Source organism: Adhaeribacter aquaticus DSM 16391 (genome assembly GCF_000473365.1).
Taxonomy (GTDB): Bacteria; Bacteroidota; Bacteroidia; order Cytophagales; family Hymenobacteraceae; genus Adhaeribacter; species Adhaeribacter aquaticus.
Genome location: NZ_KI421517.1, coordinates 850982 through 868351, shown reverse-complemented (window position 1 = coordinate 868351; position 17370 = coordinate 850982). Strand labels below are relative to the sequence as shown.

At 40.7% G+C, this 17370-nt stretch carries 12 protein-coding genes; 6 read left to right on the top strand and 6 right to left on the bottom strand.

Annotated features, from left to right (window positions below; all coding sequences use genetic code 11):
* Window positions 1-9: 9 nt before the first annotated feature.
* The 3 genes from thrC to thrA all read right to left on the bottom strand — a co-directional run bounded on the left by thrC (window position 10) and on the right by thrA (window position 5055).
* A complete protein-coding gene (gene thrC / locus ADHAQ_RS0105765) occupies window positions 10-1311 on the bottom strand; it encodes a threonine synthase (protein ID WP_026462135.1) in 1302 nt (433 codons plus the stop codon).
* Window positions 1312-1483: 172 nt separating this feature from the next.
* Window positions 1484-2410 carry a homoserine kinase gene (locus ADHAQ_RS0105760; protein WP_026462134.1) on the bottom strand — a complete coding sequence of 309 codons (927 nt, stop codon included), beginning with the start codon at window positions 2408-2410 and terminating at the stop codon, window positions 1484-1486.
* A 197-nt stretch (window positions 2411-2607) separates the two neighbouring features.
* Window positions 2608-5055: a bifunctional aspartate kinase/homoserine dehydrogenase I gene (gene thrA, locus ADHAQ_RS0105755; protein ID WP_026462133.1), complete on the bottom strand. Its 2448-nt coding sequence runs from the start codon at window positions 5053-5055 to the stop codon at window positions 2608-2610.
* A gap of 520 nt (window positions 5056-5575) precedes the next feature.
* Here thrA and ilvD point away from each other — a divergent pair.
* From ilvD to ilvA, 5 genes are all read left to right on the top strand, one after another.
* Window positions 5576-7279 carry a dihydroxy-acid dehydratase gene (gene ilvD / locus ADHAQ_RS0105745; protein WP_026462132.1) on the top strand — a complete coding sequence of 568 codons (1704 nt, stop codon included), beginning with the start codon at window positions 5576-5578 and terminating at the stop codon, window positions 7277-7279.
* A gap of 64 nt (window positions 7280-7343) precedes the next feature.
* Window positions 7344-9083, top strand: a complete 1740-nt coding sequence (ilvB, locus tag ADHAQ_RS0105740) for a biosynthetic-type acetolactate synthase large subunit (RefSeq protein ID WP_051359735.1) — start codon at window positions 7344-7346, stop codon at window positions 9081-9083.
* Between the two features lie 87 nt (window positions 9084-9170).
* Window positions 9171-9731 (top strand): acetolactate synthase small subunit, encoded by a 561-nt coding sequence (ilvN, locus tag ADHAQ_RS0105735; protein WP_034256614.1) that lies wholly within the window; start codon window positions 9171-9173, stop codon window positions 9729-9731.
* 85 nt (window positions 9732-9816) lie between these two features.
* The gene (ilvC, locus tag ADHAQ_RS0105730) at window positions 9817-10863 is read left to right on the top strand and encodes a ketol-acid reductoisomerase (RefSeq protein WP_026462129.1); all 1047 of its coding nucleotides are present in this window, start codon (window positions 9817-9819) and stop codon (window positions 10861-10863) included.
* A 166-nt stretch (window positions 10864-11029) separates the two neighbouring features.
* Complete coding sequence (ilvA, locus tag ADHAQ_RS0105725) at window positions 11030-12304, top strand: threonine ammonia-lyase (protein ID WP_034256612.1); 1275 nt, start codon at window positions 11030-11032, stop codon at window positions 12302-12304.
* Window positions 12305-12342: 38 nt separating this feature from the next.
* On the opposite strand, the gene ADHAQ_RS0105720 is transcribed toward ilvA, so the two are convergent.
* A complete protein-coding gene (locus tag ADHAQ_RS0105720; protein ID WP_084523757.1) occupies window positions 12343-12750 on the bottom strand; it encodes a response regulator in 408 nt (135 codons plus the stop codon).
* An 887-nt stretch (window positions 12751-13637) separates the two neighbouring features.
* Between ADHAQ_RS0105720 and ADHAQ_RS0105715 the strand changes: the two genes are divergently transcribed.
* On the top strand, window positions 13638-14009 hold the full coding sequence (locus ADHAQ_RS0105715; RefSeq protein ID WP_026462126.1) for a response regulator: 372 nt from the start codon (window positions 13638-13640) through the stop codon (window positions 14007-14009).
* A gap of 28 nt (window positions 14010-14037) precedes the next feature.
* Here the strand turns inward: ADHAQ_RS0105715 and ADHAQ_RS0105710 are convergent, their stop codons facing one another.
* On the bottom strand, window positions 14038-16599 hold the full coding sequence (locus ADHAQ_RS0105710) for an ABC transporter permease (RefSeq protein WP_026462125.1): 2562 nt from the start codon (window positions 16597-16599) through the stop codon (window positions 14038-14040).
* A gap of 60 nt (window positions 16600-16659) precedes the next feature.
* On the bottom strand, window positions 16660-17346 hold the full coding sequence (locus ADHAQ_RS0105705) for an ABC transporter ATP-binding protein (RefSeq protein ID WP_026462124.1): 687 nt from the start codon (window positions 17344-17346) through the stop codon (window positions 16660-16662).
* Between the last annotated feature and the right edge of the window lie 24 nt (window positions 17347-17370).

The window sequence follows — 17370 nt, the reverse complement described above, 5'->3', positions numbered from 1 at the left end:
CCTCCAGAATTAAACCTTAGCCAATAAAAAATTTTTGAGCCCTTCGTATTCTATGCTCATTTTTATAGATTCTTTCTTTTTCTCCAGGAGGCGTTTTAAATTGGCAGGTATTTCTATTTTTTTATTTATAGTTTCTTCTACCACGTCTATAAACTTAGCCGGGTGGGCTGTTTCTAAGAAAATGCCTGTTAGCTCTTGGTTGTCCTTTAAGTAATCTTTTAATGCGCCATAACCAATAGCTCCATGCGGATCTAAGGTATAACCAAATTGCTGGTAAACTTCCTGCATTAACTGACGGGTTTCTTCATCGGTAAAACGGTAGCCAATTATTTCTTCCCGAATTTTTTCCAGCGAGTTGTCGTACATATCCATCATCCGGGCAAAGTTGCTTGGGTTTCCAACGTCCATCGCATTGGAAATGGTATGCTCTGATGGCCGGGGAATAAAGTGACCAGATTGCAAATAAGCAGGCACAATATCGTTACGGTTAGTAGCAGCAATAAATTTATGAATAGGTAACCCCATGCGCTTGGCTAGTAAACCACCGGTAATATTTCCGAAGTTTCCGCTAGGTGTAGCAAAAACAACAGGTTTGCCTTGTGCTTTTACTTGCGAATAGGCATAGTGGTAATAGAAGGATTGCGGAATTAACCGGGCAATATTAATAGAGTTTGCCGATGTTAACTGCATCTTCTGGTTTAATTCTTTATCCAGAAAGGCCTTTTTTACCAGGTACTGGCAATCATCAAAAGTGCCATCAATCTCCAGTGCAGTAATGTTTTGACCCAGCGTGGTTAATTGTTTTTCCTGGATATCGCTAACTTTTCCGCTTGGGTAAAGGATAACTACGTTAATATTGGGTACACCTAGGAAACCAGCGGCTACGGCACTGCCGGTATCGCCGGAAGTAGCCACCAAAACCGTAAGCTGCTTCTTGCTTTCCTGAGTAAAATGAGCCAATAAGCGCGCCATAAAACGAGCCCCCACATCTTTAAAAGCATGCGTAGGACCATGAAATAACTCCAGTGAGTAGATGTTGTCATGAACATTTACCACCGGGATTTCAAAGTTCATGCTATCTTCTACAATTGTTCGCAGTTCTTCTTTGCTTATCTCATCCTTCAGCAAAGTGGCGGCTACTTCCAGCGAAATTTCCGATAAGGAAAGCTGTTCAATATTTTCAAAGAAGGAAGCAGGTAACTGCGGAATCTGGGAAGGCATGAATAAACCATTATCATCGGCCAGGCCTTTTACCACCGCTTCTTTTAAGCTTACAACTGGGGTTTGCTTATTGGTACTATAAAAAGACATTATTAAGTAGTTAGTAGTAAGTGATGGTTTTCGTTTTAGCTAGATCTAAACAACCAGCACTACTTGTTAAATATTTTATTCTTTATTTGATCGTGATAATCTACAATAAAACTAAGTTAGACTTGATTAATTGTTAGCAGTGAAAAAAAACTAACAATATATCATGGGCTACTTACAAAACTTTGGGGCCTTGTTTATTGATTTTGCTCACATAACTGTGATTCTCAATTTCATATTTACTAAAAGTCTCTTTCATGGCCTTAGCTACTTTTATAGCTGTTTCCTCAGAGCTGCTTAAGGCAAACATAGAAGGTCCTGATCCGGAAATACTGCCCCCTAAAGCACCAGCCTGCATAGCTGCTTCTTTAACCGCATCGTAACCAGGAATTAACATAGAACGAATGGGTTCTATGATGACATCTGTTAAGGACCGACCAATTAACGCATGGTCACCTTTCATTAAACCAGCGATTAAACCAGCTATATTGCCCCATTGCGTAACGGCATCTTTCAGCGTGATCCCTTTTCGTAGAATTTTCCGGGCATCCTCCGTTTTTACTTCTATTTGCGGATGTATTATGGTACAATATAAATCATCCGGGAAAGGAATTTCAATAAGATCTAAAGGTGCGTAACTGCGGACTAAAACAAAGCCTCCTAAAATAGCAGGTGCCACATTATCGGCGTGTGCTACGCCGGCTGCGGCTTTTTCGCCTTGCATGGCAAATTGTACCAAGTCTATTTGTTTAAGTGGGTTACCTAATAACTCATTTACTGCAAATACACTGGCGGCGGCACTGGCAGAGCTGGAACCAATCCCAGATCCCGGTTTAATTTTAGAATGAAAAGTGATTTCAAATCCTTGGTCGGAGCCTATATGCTGTAAATAAGCTTGCAACGACACTACAGCTGTATTTTTATTTACGTCAGCAGGAAAAACCGTGTCTTTAGTTTTATTAATTACTGTAAAACCAGGTTCATCTTTTTTACGCACTTCAATTTCGTCACCCGGACTTTCCAGGGCAAAACCCAGTACATCAAACCCACAAGCCACATTGGCTACAGTTGCCGGCGAGAAAACTCTGATACTTTCTTTCATTTTTTTATCGATAACCCATAGACTACAGTCCACGGTTGTATCTAAATAGTTGGAGAGTTGATTAACCGACTCCCGGCTCTTCCGAAACTTTAGAAAAGCACTTTTTAATTTTTATTCACTGTTGGGAGCGAAAAAGCTCCCAACAGTGAATTTATATAACCTATCAGTGGATTATCAGTCCTTGACTTGGCGCTAGTTTATTTGTTGGCAATTCGAATTATGTCGGCAAATACCCCGGCCGCGGTTACTTCGGCACCGGCACCAGAACCCTTAACAATTAACGGTTGCACTTTATAGCGCTCTGTTGTAAACAGGATAATGTTATCGCTGCCCGAAACGGAATAGAATGGATGGCCTTTTTCAATCTCCCGTAATTCAATGCGAGCTTTGCCGTCTTCCCAGGATGCAATTAAGCGGTACCCTTTGCCTTGCTTTTCTACCTCGGCACGTTGTGCCTCAAAAGTATCTTCGTAGCTCCGCAGGTTGGCCCAGAACTCATCCATTGGCCCATCAGCTAAGCAGTTGGCTGGTAAGAAAGGTTTGATATTTACATCTTCCAGTTCCAGGTTTTCACCGGTTTCACGGGCCAAAATTAATATCTTACGAGCTACATCTTTACCACTTAAATCAATCCGCGGATCTGGTTCGGCATAGCCTAAGTCCATGGCTTCCTGTACTACCGTGCTTAGCTTTTTCTCGGCACTCACGGTATTAAATAAGTAGTTCATAGTTCCGGAGAAGATACCTTCAATTTTCAGAACTTTATCCCCGCTCCGAATTAAGTCGGTAAGCGTGCTGATGATTGGTAAGCCCGCACCTACGTTGGTTTCATATAAAAACTTAGCACCCCGTTTGGCTGCAATATTTTTCAGTTCCTTATAGGTATGGTAATTACCGGATGCCGCAATCTTATTAGGTGTTACAACTGATACACTTTTGCTTAATAAAGATCTATAAACCGTAGCAACTTCTGCATTGGCGGTACAGTCCACGAAAACCGCATTAGGTAAATTCAGTTCTAATATTTTATCAACAAAGGTTTCAATGTTGGACTTCTGTTCAGCACGATCCAATGTTTCGCGCCAGAAAGGTAAATCAATACCTGCTTCGTTAAATACAGCGGTTTTGGTATTAGCCAAACCAATCAAGCGGATATCTATATTATGTGCTTTGTATAAATAAGGAGCCTGATTGCTTATTTGTTTTAGTAAAGTAGCGCCAACTGTACCCGTACCCACTACAAAAAGGTGCAGCGTTTTGGTTTCGGACAGGAAGAAAGCCTCATGTATGGTATTTAGAGCTTTGTCTTCGTCTTTCTTTTGGATAACACAAGAGATATTAAGCTCCGAAGTGCCTTGCGCAATGGCCATAATATTGATGCCATTTTGCCCTAACGCACTGAATAGTTTCCCCGCTATACCCGGGCTATTTTTCATGTTCTGACCAACCAAAGCTATAATAGCCAAGTTCTGCTCTACTTGTACCGGATCTACAATGCCCGCCTGAATTTCTAATTGAAATTCTTCATCAACGGCTTGCTGAGCCCGGGTGGCGTCGTTCTGGTTAATACCAACACTGATAGAGTGCTCGGAAGAGGCTTGGGTAATTAAAATTACGTTTACACCTCTGCGACCTAAAGCCCCAAAGAAACGCATGGCAATACCGGAGGCTCCCACCATACCTGCTCCCGATATAGTAAGCAAAACAATGTTTTGGATAGAAGAAATACCTCTTACCGGTGCTTCACTGCTTCTTGGGTCTTGAGAAATTAAAGTGCCAAAAGCATCTGGGGCAAAGGTGTTTTTCAGGCGGATTGGTATGTGCTTGGTAAGAGCCGGCTGAATGGTTGGCGGATAAATAATTTTCGCTCCAAAATAAGAAAGCTCCATGGCTTCCTCGTAAGAAAGTTCTTCAATAGGGATAGCGCGTTTTACCCGGCGCGGATCAGCCGTCATCATGCCACTAACATCGGTCCAGATTTCCAGGGTAGAGGCATCTACTGCCGCGGCAACAATAGCAGCCGTATAGTCAGAGCCGCCTCTTCCTAAAGTAGAAGTTTCGCCGTATTCAGTAGTAGAAACAAAGCCAGGAATTACCAGCAGTTCCTCGTTATTGGCAAAGCGGCGGCGAATGTTTTCGTTGGAAACTTCAAAGTTTACTTTAGCATTCCCAAAGTTTCTGTCAGTAACAATAAAATTACGATAATCTACAGCCGCTGCCGGTAAACCATTTTCTTTAAAAGTTTCGGCTACAATATATGATGATAAGCGCTCGCCGAAGCTTAAAATAAAATCTAACGTTTTTAAACTAAGCTCTTTTACCAGAAAAACACCTTGCATGATGTCTTCCAGTTCATTAAGCATGAACTTTATATTAGCAATAATAGAGCTTTGGTGTTTGGCATGAATAAGTTCTTTAACAGACGTCAAATGACGTTCTTCTATATTTTTTAATTCTTGCCGGAAACTGTCATCGCCCTTTTCGGCTAATTTACTGGCGTGAATCAGGTGGTCCGTTAGTCCGCCAAAAGCCGATACCACTACTGCCATTTGTTTAATGGAGGCGTGCGACTTAACTACATCCAGAACCTTTAATATGTTTTCCGGGGTGCTAACCGAAGAACCACCAAATTTTAAAACTACCATGCGCTTTTTAATAATATTACTAGCAATTATTCTAATACAAAAGAGAATACCAGATCAGGAATTCTCTCGGAAGAAAAAAAATATAAAAATTCAGTTCTTCCGCTTTACAAAAATAGGTCACAAAGTTAATGCTTGAAAATTTTAAAATTATACCACCTGTTAAAAGATCGATATTTAAAATATTTCAATATATAAGAACAGACCCTGCTAACCCATGTTTGTGGACGCCAATATTAAAGTATTAATGCTAAAATTAAAATTAATATTTTGTTTTGTTCCAAATTATTAATTACTTAGCGGCGCAAATAAGAATTTTCAAAAACGAAAAATGAATTTTAACACTGTCATTTTAAGCCAAATTATTTTTAGCGTCATTATTGATGCTAAACGGTGGATGGTGTAAAATACTTTATAAAAATTGATAAAGCGCCATTCCAAAAAGAGTGGCGCTTTTTTTTAAAACATTAGCGAAAAATAATATAGTAGCTTAAACCAACGAAATACAAATCTTTTAAATATCATGAGTAATAAATTAAACCGTTACAGCTACATTGTTACCCAGGAAGAAACCAATCCGGCCGCCCAGGCCATGCTACATGCTATTGGTTTAAGCAACGCCGATTTACAAAAAGCACAGGTCGGGGTGGTCAGTACCGGGTTCGATGGCAACCCGTGTAACATGCACCTGAACGACTTAGCCAAATTGGTGAAGGACGGGGTAAACAGTACCGAAGATGTACTGGGTTTAATATTCCATACCATTGGGGTAAGTGATGGTATTTCCATGGGAACTCCGGGTATGCGTTACTCGCTGCCATCGCGCGATATTATTGCTGATTCTATTGAGACCGTAGTAAATGCGCAAAGTTACGATGGCGTAGTAGCCGTAGTAGGTTGCGATAAAAATATGCCGGGTGCCCTTATTGGGTTTGCCCGCTTAAACCGCCCGTCTATTATGGTGTATGGTGGTACCATTGCTTCTGGTAATTATTGCGATGCAGCCGGTAAATTCACCGATAAAAGATTAGATATCGTGTCGGCGTTTGAAGCGCTGGGCGAGAAATATGCCGGTACTATTTCGCCGGAAGATTTTAAAGGCGTTATTGAGCATGCTTGCCCGGGAGCAGGTGCTTGTGGCGGTATGTACACTGCTAATACCATGGCCTCGGCTGCCGAAGCTTTGGGTATGGCGTTACCTTATTCTTCTTCTAATCCGGCCATTGGCCCGGAAAAAGCAGAGGAGTCTGTACAGGCTGGTATTGCTATCCGCGAGCTGTTAGCAAAAGATATCAAGCCATTGGATATTATGACCAAAAAGGCTTTTGAAAATGCCATGGTAGTCATTACTATTTTGGGTGGCTCTACCAACGCGGTATTACACTTATTAGCTATTGCCAATACAGCGGGAGTAGATATTACAATTGATGATTTCCAACGCATTAGTGATAAAACACCTTTATTAGCCGATATGAAGCCAAGTGGTAAATACCACATGGAGCAAGTACATAAAGTAGGTGGTATTCCGGCCGTAATGAAAATGTTGTTGAATGCTGGTTTATTGCACGGCGATTGCTTAACGGTTACAGGGAAAACCGTAGCCGAAAACTTAGCTAGTGTTCCGGATTTAGCGGATGGGCAGGATGTTATTATGCCTTTAGATCAGCCGCTAAAAGAAACCGGCCACATCCGGATTCTTTACGGAAATTTAGCCGAGCAAGGTGCCGTAGCTAAAATCACGGGTAAAGAGGGTGAATTATTTACCGGTACGGCGGTGGTTTTTGATGGTGAATTTGAGGCCAACGACGGTATTTTATCGGGTAAGGTAAAAGAAGGCGATGTGCTGGTTATCCGGTACGAAGGACCAAAAGGTGGCCCAGGTATGCCAGAAATGCTTAAACCTACTTCTTTAATTATGGGAGCTGGTTTAGGTAAATCAGTTGCCCTGATTACCGATGGTCGTTTTTCCGGTGGTACGCACGGTTTTGTGGTAGGTCACATTACCCCGGAAGCCCACGTGGGTGGTATGATTGGTTTAATTCAGAATGGCGATAAAATTACCATTGATGCAGTAAATAACCGTTTAGAAGTAGACCTGAGTGAAGAAGAAATTGCGGAGCGCAAAGCTGCGTGGCAGCCGCGCCCATTACGCAAAACTTCCGGTATTTTATATAAATATGCGAAGCTGGTTTCTACGGCTTCGGAAGGCTGTGTAACCGACAGATAATCCGGCCTTTTTGAAATTTTAATGAGTTAAGTGATGTTCTATATATCTAATAACATCTAAAGTCATGAGTCTAGCTACAGAATTAACAGAAAAAGAAATAAAGACCACAACTGAGAAAAAGATAGTAACAGGAGCTCAGGGCGTGTTACTTTCACTTCTGGAAGAAGGCGTGGATACCATTTTTGGATATCCGGGCGGGGCAATTATGCCTATCTATGATGCACTTTATGACTTTAGCGACAGCCTGAAGCACTATCTGGTTCGGCACGAACAAGGTGGTATTCATGCGGCACAGGGTTATGCCCGCATTACTGGTAGGCCAGGTGTTTGTTTTGCTACTTCTGGTCCGGGTGCTACCAATTTGATTACCGGTATTGCCGATGCCCAGATAGATTCTACGCCATTAGTTTGTATTACCGGTCAGGTATTTTCCCACTTGTTAGGTACAGATGCTTTTCAGGAAACAGATGTGATTGGCGTAACCATGCCTGTTACTAAATGGAGCTATCAGGTAACCCGTGCCGAAGAAATACCAGAAGCAATTGCCAAAGCGTTTTACATTGCTTCTTCTGGCCGTCCGGGACCAGTTTTAATAGATATAACAAAAGATGCGCAAAATGCTTCTTTTGAGTTTGGTTATAAAAAATGGAAAAAAATTGCCAGCTATTTTCCAAAACCTAAATTAAATTTATCGGCAGTACAGGCTGCAGCTGATTTAATTAATCAGGCAAAAAAGCCTTTCATATTGTGGGGGCAAGGTATATTGTTATCGCACGCCGAAGAAGAGTTTAAAGCTTTTGTGGAGAAAGCAGGTATTCCGGCGGCGTGGACTATTCTTGGTTTATCTGGTTTGCCAACGGAGCACCCGCTAAACGTAGGTATGCTGGGTATGCACGGGAACTACGGGCCCAACCTGAAAACAAACGAGGCTGATGTAATTATAGCCATTGGTATGCGTTTCGATGACCGGGTTACTGGTGATTTAAAGCGCTATGCCAAACAAGCTAAAATAATTCATATTGAAATAGATCAGGCTGAAATAAATAAAAACGTACGCGCTACGGTAGCAGTTAATGCTGATGCCAAGGAAGCCTTACAAGCCTTGACTACGCTGGTTGAAGAAAAACAACACAAAGCGTGGGTGCAGACTTTTAAAGATTGCTACGAAATAGAGTATAATAAAGTCATTCGGGATAAGCTTTACCCAAGTACAGATAAATTACAAATGGGAGAAGCTATCCGGGTAATCTCTGAACAAACGGATGGACAAGCGGTATTAGTTACTGACGTAGGGCAGCACCAAATGATGAGCATGCGCTACTACAACTTTAAGCAGCTAAACAGCAATATTACATCGGGTGGTGCTGGTACCATGGGCTTCTGCTTACCAGCGGCTATGGGTGCCAAAGTTGGTGCTCCTGACAGACAAGTAGTAGCAGTTATTGGTGATGGTGGTTTCCAGATGACTATTCAGGAATTAGGCTGTATCTTTCAATATCAGATTGGGGTAAAGATTGTAATTCTAAATAATAACTTTTTGGGAATGGTACGCCAGTGGCAGCAACTTTTTCACCAGAAGCGTTACTCTTTTACCGAAATGGTAAACCCTGACTTTGTAGGTATTTCCAAAGCTTATGGCATTGAAGCCAGTAAAGTTACTGATCGGGATAACCTGCAAGCAGAAGTTAAAAAGATGCTGGAGCACGACGGCCCTTATTTATTAGAAGTGGTAGTAGAAACTGAAGAAAATGTATTCCCAATGGTACCTGCCGGTGATTCTGTAGCCAATATCCGGTTAGAGTAGAAAAATAAAAGCCTGACAAGTCACTTTAGCTTGTCAGGCTCCAAATCTTTATTGCACATCTTACCAGGCTGAAAATATTTTAATTATATGGATTACAACGAGTTTGCTTCTGAATCAGAGGAGAAAAATTATACCATATTTGCATTCACCGAAAATAAAGTAGGTTTATTAAACCGCATTATCATCATCTTCACCCGAAGACATATTAATATCGAGAGTATAACCGTCTCTGAATCAGAAGTAAGAGGGGTTTATCGGTATACCATTATTATTCGCAGTAAATTAGAGACAGTAGAAAAGCTGGTAAAACAAATTGCCAAGCAGGTAGATGTTTTACGGGCCTCTTTTTACCCGGAAGAAGCCACTGTATTTCAAGAGTTGGCTATGTATAAAATTCCCATGTCTTCTATTGTGAATGCGAGTGAGGTGGAAAAGATTGTACGTGATAGCCACGCCCGTATTTTAACGGTAGATCCGGAATACATTATTATTGAAAAAACAGGGCACCAGGAAGAAACGCAGGAGCTTTTTGAAAAGCTGGCGCCTTTTGGAATTCTGCAGTTTGTACGCTCTGGCAGGGTAGCTATTACCAAGCACATGAAAGACTTACGCACTTATTTACGCGAACAAGCAGAAGCTTACAGTTAAAATGTGTAAACTTGCACGCAAATTTTAATTGCCTTCGGGCATTTCCCTAGAAAACAACTATTTATTAACCAACAATTTTAAAACAATGGCAAAAATAAACTTCGGCGGAACAGAAGAAAATGTAGTTACCCGCGAGGAATTTCCACTGGAAAAAGCAAGAGAAGTACTAAAAGACGAAACTATTGCAGTTTTAGGTTATGGTGTACAAGGCCCAGGCCAAGCACTTAACTTACGCGATAACGGTTTCAACGTAATTGTTGGGCAGCGTAAAGGTGGAAAATCTTGGGAGAAAGCCGTGAATGATGGCTGGGTAGAAGGAGAAACTTTGTTCTCGTTAGAAGAAGCCTGCGAACGCGGTACCATTCTTCAGTTCTTATTATCCGATGCTGGTCAGATTGAAGCTTGGCCTACTGTAAAAAGCTATTTAACTCCTGGCAAAACGCTCTATTTCTCTCATGGTTTTGGCGTAACATTTAATGAGCGTACTGGTATTGTACCTCCTGCCGATGTAGATGTGATTTTAGTTGCACCTAAAGGCTCTGGTACTTCTTTACGTCGTATGTTCTTAGAAGGAAAAGGCTTAAACTCAAGCTTTGCTATCTTCCAGGATGCTACTGGTAAAGCAAAAGATAAAGTTGTTGCTTTAGGTATTGGTGTTGGATCTGGTTACTTATTCGAAACTGATTTCAAAAAAGAAGTTTACTCTGACTTAACTGGTGAGCGCGGTACTTTAATGGGTGCTTTAGCTGGTATCTTAGAAGCGCAATATAACTTATTACGTAAAAGAGGTCACTCTCCATCTGAGTCTTTCAACGAAACAGTAGAAGAATTAACTGAAAGCTTAATTCTGTTAGTAGCTGAAAACGGTATGGACTGGATGTATGCTAACTGCTCTACTACAGCACAACGTGGTGCTTTAGACTGGAAAAACAAATTCCGTGATGCAGTTGCGCCGGTATTCGAAGATTTATATAACAGTGTAGCTTCTGGTGAAGAAGCACAACGTTCTATCGATACCAATAGCCAACCTGATTACCGTGAGAAATTAGATGCTGAGTTAGCAGAACTGCGTGAGTCAGAAATGTGGCAAGCTGGTGCGCAAGTGCGTAAGCTGCGTCCGCAGAATAACTAATTATTAGTCCATAGTCCTTGGTTTATCGTCCGCAATAATAACTCTGTGGATTATAGTCTATCGAATGTGGATCACAAATAAATATTGTTGGCAGTCCACAGTTCATATGTTATCAGAATAGTTTGATAACTGTGGTCTGTGGACTGTTGACTTAAATACAAATAATATGTCAGAAGTAGTGCCGGCAGAAGTTAAGGCTTTAGTAAGTGTAGATGGAATAAAAGCTGCCGAAAAAAGATTAAAAGATATTATTGTGCGTACTCCTTTAATCCGGAGTATGAATTTATCAGAGCGGTACGAAGCCAATATTTACCTGAAAAGGGAAGATTTGCAGGTAGTACGGTCTTATAAATTGCGGGGAGCTTATAATATTATGAGCAGCTTAACTCCGGAGCAATTACAAAATGGGGTTGTATGTGCCAGTGCGGGTAACCATGCGCAAGGAGTAGCTTATTCCTGTCATAAAATGAGCATCAAAGGGCATATTTTTATGCCTATTACTACTCCTAACCAAAAGATTAAACAAGTTCAGTTATTTGGCCGGGAACACGTAGAGGTGGTGCTTGTTGGCGATACTTTTGATGATTGTTATTACGAAGCACTTAAGTTCTCAGATCTGCACCAAACTGCTTTTATTCATCCTTTCGATAATCCTCAGGGTATCGAAGGTCAGGGAACGGTTGGTCTGGAAATACTGCAGGACATAAAAGAGCCAGTTGATTTATTGATATTGCCAGTAGGCGGGGGCGGATTAGCAGCAGGTGTTTCTACCTTTTTTAAAGAGCTTAGCCCAACTACGAAAGTTGTAGGAGTAGAGCCGGAAGGTGCACCTTCTATGAAAAAATCTTTGGAAGCCGGCCACAAAGTAGTGCTGGACCATATTGATAAATTTGTGGATGGTGCAGCTGTAAAAGCAGTAGGCGACCTTACTTTTGAAATCTGCCGGGAAAAGCTGGATGACATGCTAACCATACCGGAAGGTAAAATTTGCACCACTATTCTGCAGCTTTACAACGAAGAGGCTATTGTGGCCGAACCTGCAGGAGCTTTATCTATCTCGGCTTTAGATTTTTTTAAAGAAGAAATAAAAGGCAAAACAGTAGTATGTGTAGTAAGTGGGGGCAATAACGATATTACCCGTACTGAAGAAATTAAAGAGCGTTCACTTCTATACGAAGGGCTGAAGCATTACTTTATTGTGAATTTCCCGCAGCGAGCCGGGGCTCTGAAGCAATTTGTAAATGATGTGCTAAGTCCTACCGATGATATTACGCATTTTACCTACACTAAGAAGAACAGCCGCGAGAAAGGACCGGCGTTGGTTGGTATAGAATTAAAAAATCGGAATGATTTTCAGGGTCTGCTAGACCGGATGGAACAGTATGGTTTTAATTGTGAATATATCAACAACCGTCCGGAATTTTATCACTTTATTATTTAATGAATGAGGAATCAGGAAACTATAGGTTTCCTGATTCCTCATTCATTAAAGTTTCGTTCCCGAATAATAACCATATCCTCGGTAGTTAACGGTTTCGAAATAAAGTCTTCTACCTCATTTAGGCTTTTAGCATGCACAATATCTTTGGCATCTACTGCTGAAGAAAGCATAAATAACCGACAGGCATTAATTGTGCCCTCCGGAAACTTACGGTATTCCTCCAGAAATTCCCAGCCATCCATTCCCGGCATATTTAAATCCAGAAAAATTAAATCTGGAAATGGTTCATTGGCTTTTAAGCATTGGTTCAGGAAGTCCAGTGCATCCTCTGCATTCTGGTAAGTTATTACCCTTCGCCCAAAGCCCTCCCTAATTATTAGCTTTTCAGTAATAAAGTTACTTATTACATCATCATCTATTAAGAGTATAGTTTTAAAAATAGACATTCCTTTAATTGCTAAACATAATTTCGAATGTAGAACCAACACCTGTGCCCGGCTTCAAAGTTCTATTGTGCTTACCTAAAGCCTGCACTTGAATTTTACCTAAATCAAGCTTAACCTTTGTCTGCTACCTGGGAAAGAAAATGCATAAACAAGCCAATTAATTTCTTTTTTGTTTATGTAAACCTATTCCCAAAGCGTTTTTTTTAATCAGCTAAAAATGTAAGTTCCTTAAATAAAAATGATTTAATCTTATTTAGCAAGAACCTTTCCAGAGATTTAGGCTTTATGGCGTTTATTATAAAATTTATTAAATGCTATAGAACTAGATTTTATCTTTTATAAAAACAGATGCTTTTGCAAAATCAGGGGGAAGAATAATGTTAGTGATTTTGCTATTTTTTTAAATACTCCTCTGAATAGCCCTTACATCCTCAATTCTAACACCTCTTCTTTTAAGTGGCTTAAACCGATAAATTTTGCTTTAACCCTTTTTGCACGGTTTCTTTATGGACGAGTATTGCTGTGAAAAGTTATATTAAAATATATTAAAAGCAGAATTTCTAACTATTTCAGCGGGAATATTTACCAAAAACCGCCTGGCCAAGTTAGCTTCCGGAAGCTAAAGCTTTTTATTAAAGGTTAATAGCTGCTTACGTACCTTCCAGGGAAGTTTTCCCTTATTTTAATATTCACCGTAATTAAGTAATGTCTAAAGAATTTCTTTTGAAATCTGGTTTGGTATAATAGAAAAAAGTTTGGCCGGATTAGTATAAAGTTAATCTTACAAGAGATTATTTACATATTATACATTTTGTAATACAAGCTTTGTATATTTGGAGGAATATTATAACTATAAGTGTTCGTTCTCTTTAAGTAATTAGATATTGATGAACGTGTTAAAAATTTTACTTGCTGAAGATGATTTTCTAAATCAGATTCTTATTCAACAGGTTGTTGAAAGCGTGGGTTTTGATTTGGATATTGCTGAAAATGGTAAGGTAGCTGTTGAAAAGCTTCAGGAAAATGATTATGACCTGGTTTTGATGGATATAGAAATGCCCGAAATGAATGGGTATGAAGCTACCTCCTATATCCGTAATGAATTGGGTGCTAAAAGCAATATTCCTATAATAGTAATAACCAGCTTAACTGGTACCAGTGAAGCCGCCAAATGCATGTTGCTTGGCGCGAATACCTTTCTCTCTAAACCGTTAAACGCCGAAGACTTAATAGCAGAAATCAATACTTTGGTAATTTAAGCTATTACTTCAGATATAATAAATTCTGTTATACCTCACTTCTTAATATCTCCAATGGTGGCCTGTTCAGGATGCCCCGGCTATTAATTAAGCCTATTATAATTGTTAAGGAAGTTACTACTCCAAATAATACGAAGGTAGGTACCCAGGAAGGAGTAAAAGGAGCCTCAAAAATATATTTGGCCAGAGCCCAACTTGCTGCAACAGCTATTAATATGCCAGTGCCAGCAGCTAACGCACCTAAGAAAAAATACTCCAGGGTAGTAATAGCAAAAATCTGCCGGCGGTTTGCACCCAAGGTCCGCAGCAATACACTTTCCTGAATACGCTGGTATTTACTTATTAAAACAGAAGCAATAAGCACTACCAAACCAGTAGAAATACTAAAGCCTGCCATAAAACGGATTATAAAAGCTATCTTCTTTAAAATTTCGTCTAATGTACTCAGGATTAAGCCCAGATCGATAACCGATATATTAGGGAAGCCTTGAACCAAGGCTTGTTGAAAACGGGCTGAGGCCTGATTGGTTGGTACCCGGGTCATGAGCACATGAAATTGGGGTGCTTCTTCCAGTACACCCGCTGGAAAAATAACTAAAAAGTTTGTTTGTACCCGCCGCCATTCTATTTTGCGAAAGCTGCCTACTACAGTTTTTATCAGAGCTCCTTGTACATTAAATAATAATTGATCGCCTACCTTTACATGAATACGATGAGCAAATCCTTCATCTAAAGAGATATATACAGTATCGGACGAAGTTGTTACGGTACCTCGCCATTTGCCCGCTGTAATTTTTTCTGAATCTGTTAGGGTGTCGCGGTACGTAACGCGGTACTCGCGGGTAAAGGCTCTTTTAGATATTTCTGAAGCTGTATCTTGTAAAATTTGGGTGCCATTACGACCATTTATTTCCTCCAGACGCATGGTTACTACCGGTACTTGTTGCAGGATAGGTAATTGGTTTTTGCGGGTTAAAGCAACTATCTGTTCTTTCTGCGTGCTCTGAATATCAAAAAGAACCATATTGGGTTGATTTTTACCTGCCGACAAGCTTACCTGATTTACCAGAATATTTTGGATAGAATAGAGGGTACAGATAAAGGCAGTGCCTAAGCCAATGGCAACAATTAAAATTAAAGTCTGGTTGTTGGGCCGATGGAGGTTAGCAATTCCCTGGCGCCATAGATAACTCCATGAGCTTGGAAAAAACTTTTTTACAGCCCACATTAGAGCATACGCTACTCCGGCTAAGAAAAGAAAGGCTAATACCACCCCACCTGTAAACCATACGGCCTGAAGCCAGGTTTCCATTTGTATCCACGAGAAGCCTAATATAAATAGGAAGATTAGTACAAAAATTGCCCATTTCAGCGGATCTTGACGTGAGCTGGTTTCTTCGTAAGAGATGCGTAACGTATTAAGAGGAGAAATATTACGGACTGATACTAGTGGTAGCAAGGCAAACAACAGGGATATAAGTACACCTAAGGCAATACCCTGCATAATGGCATACCAGGAAGTAGCCATCGTAATTTGGATGGGCAGAAAATCCTGTAAAACTATAGGGAGTACCCGTTGTACGACCGTACCCAATGCGGCACCTATAATAGAACCAATCAAACCAATGCCTAATATCTGTATCAGGTAAATCAGAAACGTTTGAGACGCTTTTACGCCCAGGCACCGTAGTACCGCAATGGAGGGTAATTTTTCGCGCACGTAAATATGGATGGCACTGGCCACCCCAATACAACCCAATAATAAAGCTATAAAACCTACCAGAGTAAGAAAGCGGGTTAAATCTTCAAATGACTTTCCGGTATTTTCTTTTTTTGATTCGATTGTTTCGTAGGAGAAGCCTTCCCGTTCCAGGCGGGCATCTAGCTGCTTAACCAGCTTTTTAATGTTTGTTCCGGCATCTAGTTGGTAATAAAATTTATAATTAATGCGGCTTCCTTTTTTAGTTAATCCCGTTTGGTCCAGGTACTGGAGCGGAATATATACGGCCGGAGCAACGGTGGCCGAAAGACCACTCTGATCAGGGGCCTTGTTTAAAATACCGGCAATTTTGAAAGTTAATTCGCCTACTTTAATAGAATCGCCTATCTGGGCGTTGTACTGAAGCATCAAGGTTTTATCAACTAATGCATTTTGGTGCCGGCGAAAGTTTTGAGCCGCTTGAACCGGGGTTGTTTCAATACCGCCATAATAAGGATAAGCACCGCTTAACGCCCGAATCTGCACCAACCGGGTACCTTGATTCTTTATAAAGTAAACCATGGAGGCAAAACTTCGCTCTTCTGATTTAGTAGGACCAATGGAGTCTAGTAAGGGTTTAGCTTCCGGTTTGATAGCTTGGTTGCTGTAAATAGCTAAATCTGCGCCTAATAAGGATTTGGCCTGGTTATCTATGTCCTGTCTCAGGTTGTAACCAAATGAATAAATGGCTACTAGCGCGGCAATACCCAGAATAATAGAAGAGATAAATAAAAATAGCCGCGACCGATTTCGTCGGCTATCGCGCCAGGCCATTTTAAAGAGCCAGGAAAGGTTAAGCGGCCTTGAGTAAAGAGTAGGATCGTTGTTCATCTACTTTATATTTAGATGCAGTAGTATTGCGTTAGAATATCAAAAATCAGGTAAATGAGCCTAGGTAGTTTCGTCAGAAACCAGTTTTCCGCCCTTTACCCGTATAATGCGCTTTGTTTTAGAGGCTAATTCAAGATCATGCGTTACCAAAACCAAGGTGGTTCCGGTTTCTTTATTTAAATCAAAAATTAATTTTTCTACCTTTTCACTGGTTTCTGCATCCAGGTTACCAGTAGGTTCATCGGCAAATAATATTTTTGGTTTGTTAGAGAATGCTCTGGCCAGCGACACCCGTTGCTGCTCCCCACCCGATAGCTGGGCCGGATAGTGGTGGTGCCGGTTTGCTAACCCAACTTTTTCTAATAAATCCAGTGCCTGGTCTTTAATATTTTTTTCTCCCCGAAGCTCTAACGGTACCATTACATTTTCCAGGGCGGTAAGCGTGGGGAGTAACTGAAAATTCTGAAATATAAATCCTACATTTCTGTTACGCACCTGCGCCCGTTGATCTTCGTTTAAATTTTCCAGCTTAATATTATTTAAGGCAACAGAGCCTGCACTTGCCCGATCCAGGCCGGCACATAAACCCAATAAAGTTGTTTTGCCACTACCCGAAGGACCTACTATGGAAATAGTGGCACCAGCCGGAACCGAGAAACTTACATTATCCAATACGGTAAGGGTGCGCCCGGAGCTTTGGTAGGTTTTAGTCAGGTTTTGTATATCTAGAATAATAGTATTGTCCACGGGGTATGTTGTCTTGGGTAATAA

What these genes read in the sequence shown, in the direction of transcription:
- thrC (WP_026462135.1), bottom strand. Translation starts at nt 1,311, where the DNA reads ATGTCTTTTTATAGTACCAATAAGCAAACCCCAGTTGTAAGCTTAAAA.
- ADHAQ_RS0105760 (WP_026462134.1), bottom strand. Translation starts at nt 2,410, where the DNA reads ATGAAAGAAAGTATCAGAGTTTTCTCGCCGGCAACTGTAGCCAATGTG.
- thrA (WP_026462133.1), bottom strand. Translation starts at nt 5,055, where the DNA reads ATGGTAGTTTTAAAATTTGGTGGTTCTTCGGTTAGCACCCCGGAAAAC.
- ilvD (WP_026462132.1), top strand. Translation starts at nt 5,576, where the DNA reads ATGAGTAATAAATTAAACCGTTACAGCTACATTGTTACCCAGGAAGAA.
- ilvB (WP_051359735.1), top strand. Translation starts at nt 7,344, where the DNA reads ATGAGTCTAGCTACAGAATTAACAGAAAAAGAAATAAAGACCACAACT.
- ilvN (WP_034256614.1), top strand. Translation starts at nt 9,171, where the DNA reads ATGGATTACAACGAGTTTGCTTCTGAATCAGAGGAGAAAAATTATACC.
- ilvC (WP_026462129.1), top strand. Translation starts at nt 9,817, where the DNA reads ATGGCAAAAATAAACTTCGGCGGAACAGAAGAAAATGTAGTTACCCGC.
- ilvA (WP_034256612.1), top strand. Translation starts at nt 11,030, where the DNA reads ATGTCAGAAGTAGTGCCGGCAGAAGTTAAGGCTTTAGTAAGTGTAGAT.
- ADHAQ_RS0105720 (WP_084523757.1), bottom strand. Translation starts at nt 12,750, where the DNA reads ATGTCTATTTTTAAAACTATACTCTTAATAGATGATGATGTAATAAGT.
- ADHAQ_RS0105715 (WP_026462126.1), top strand. Translation starts at nt 13,638, where the DNA reads ATGAACGTGTTAAAAATTTTACTTGCTGAAGATGATTTTCTAAATCAG.
- ADHAQ_RS0105710 (WP_026462125.1), bottom strand. Translation starts at nt 16,599, where the DNA reads ATGAACAACGATCCTACTCTTTACTCAAGGCCGCTTAACCTTTCCTGG.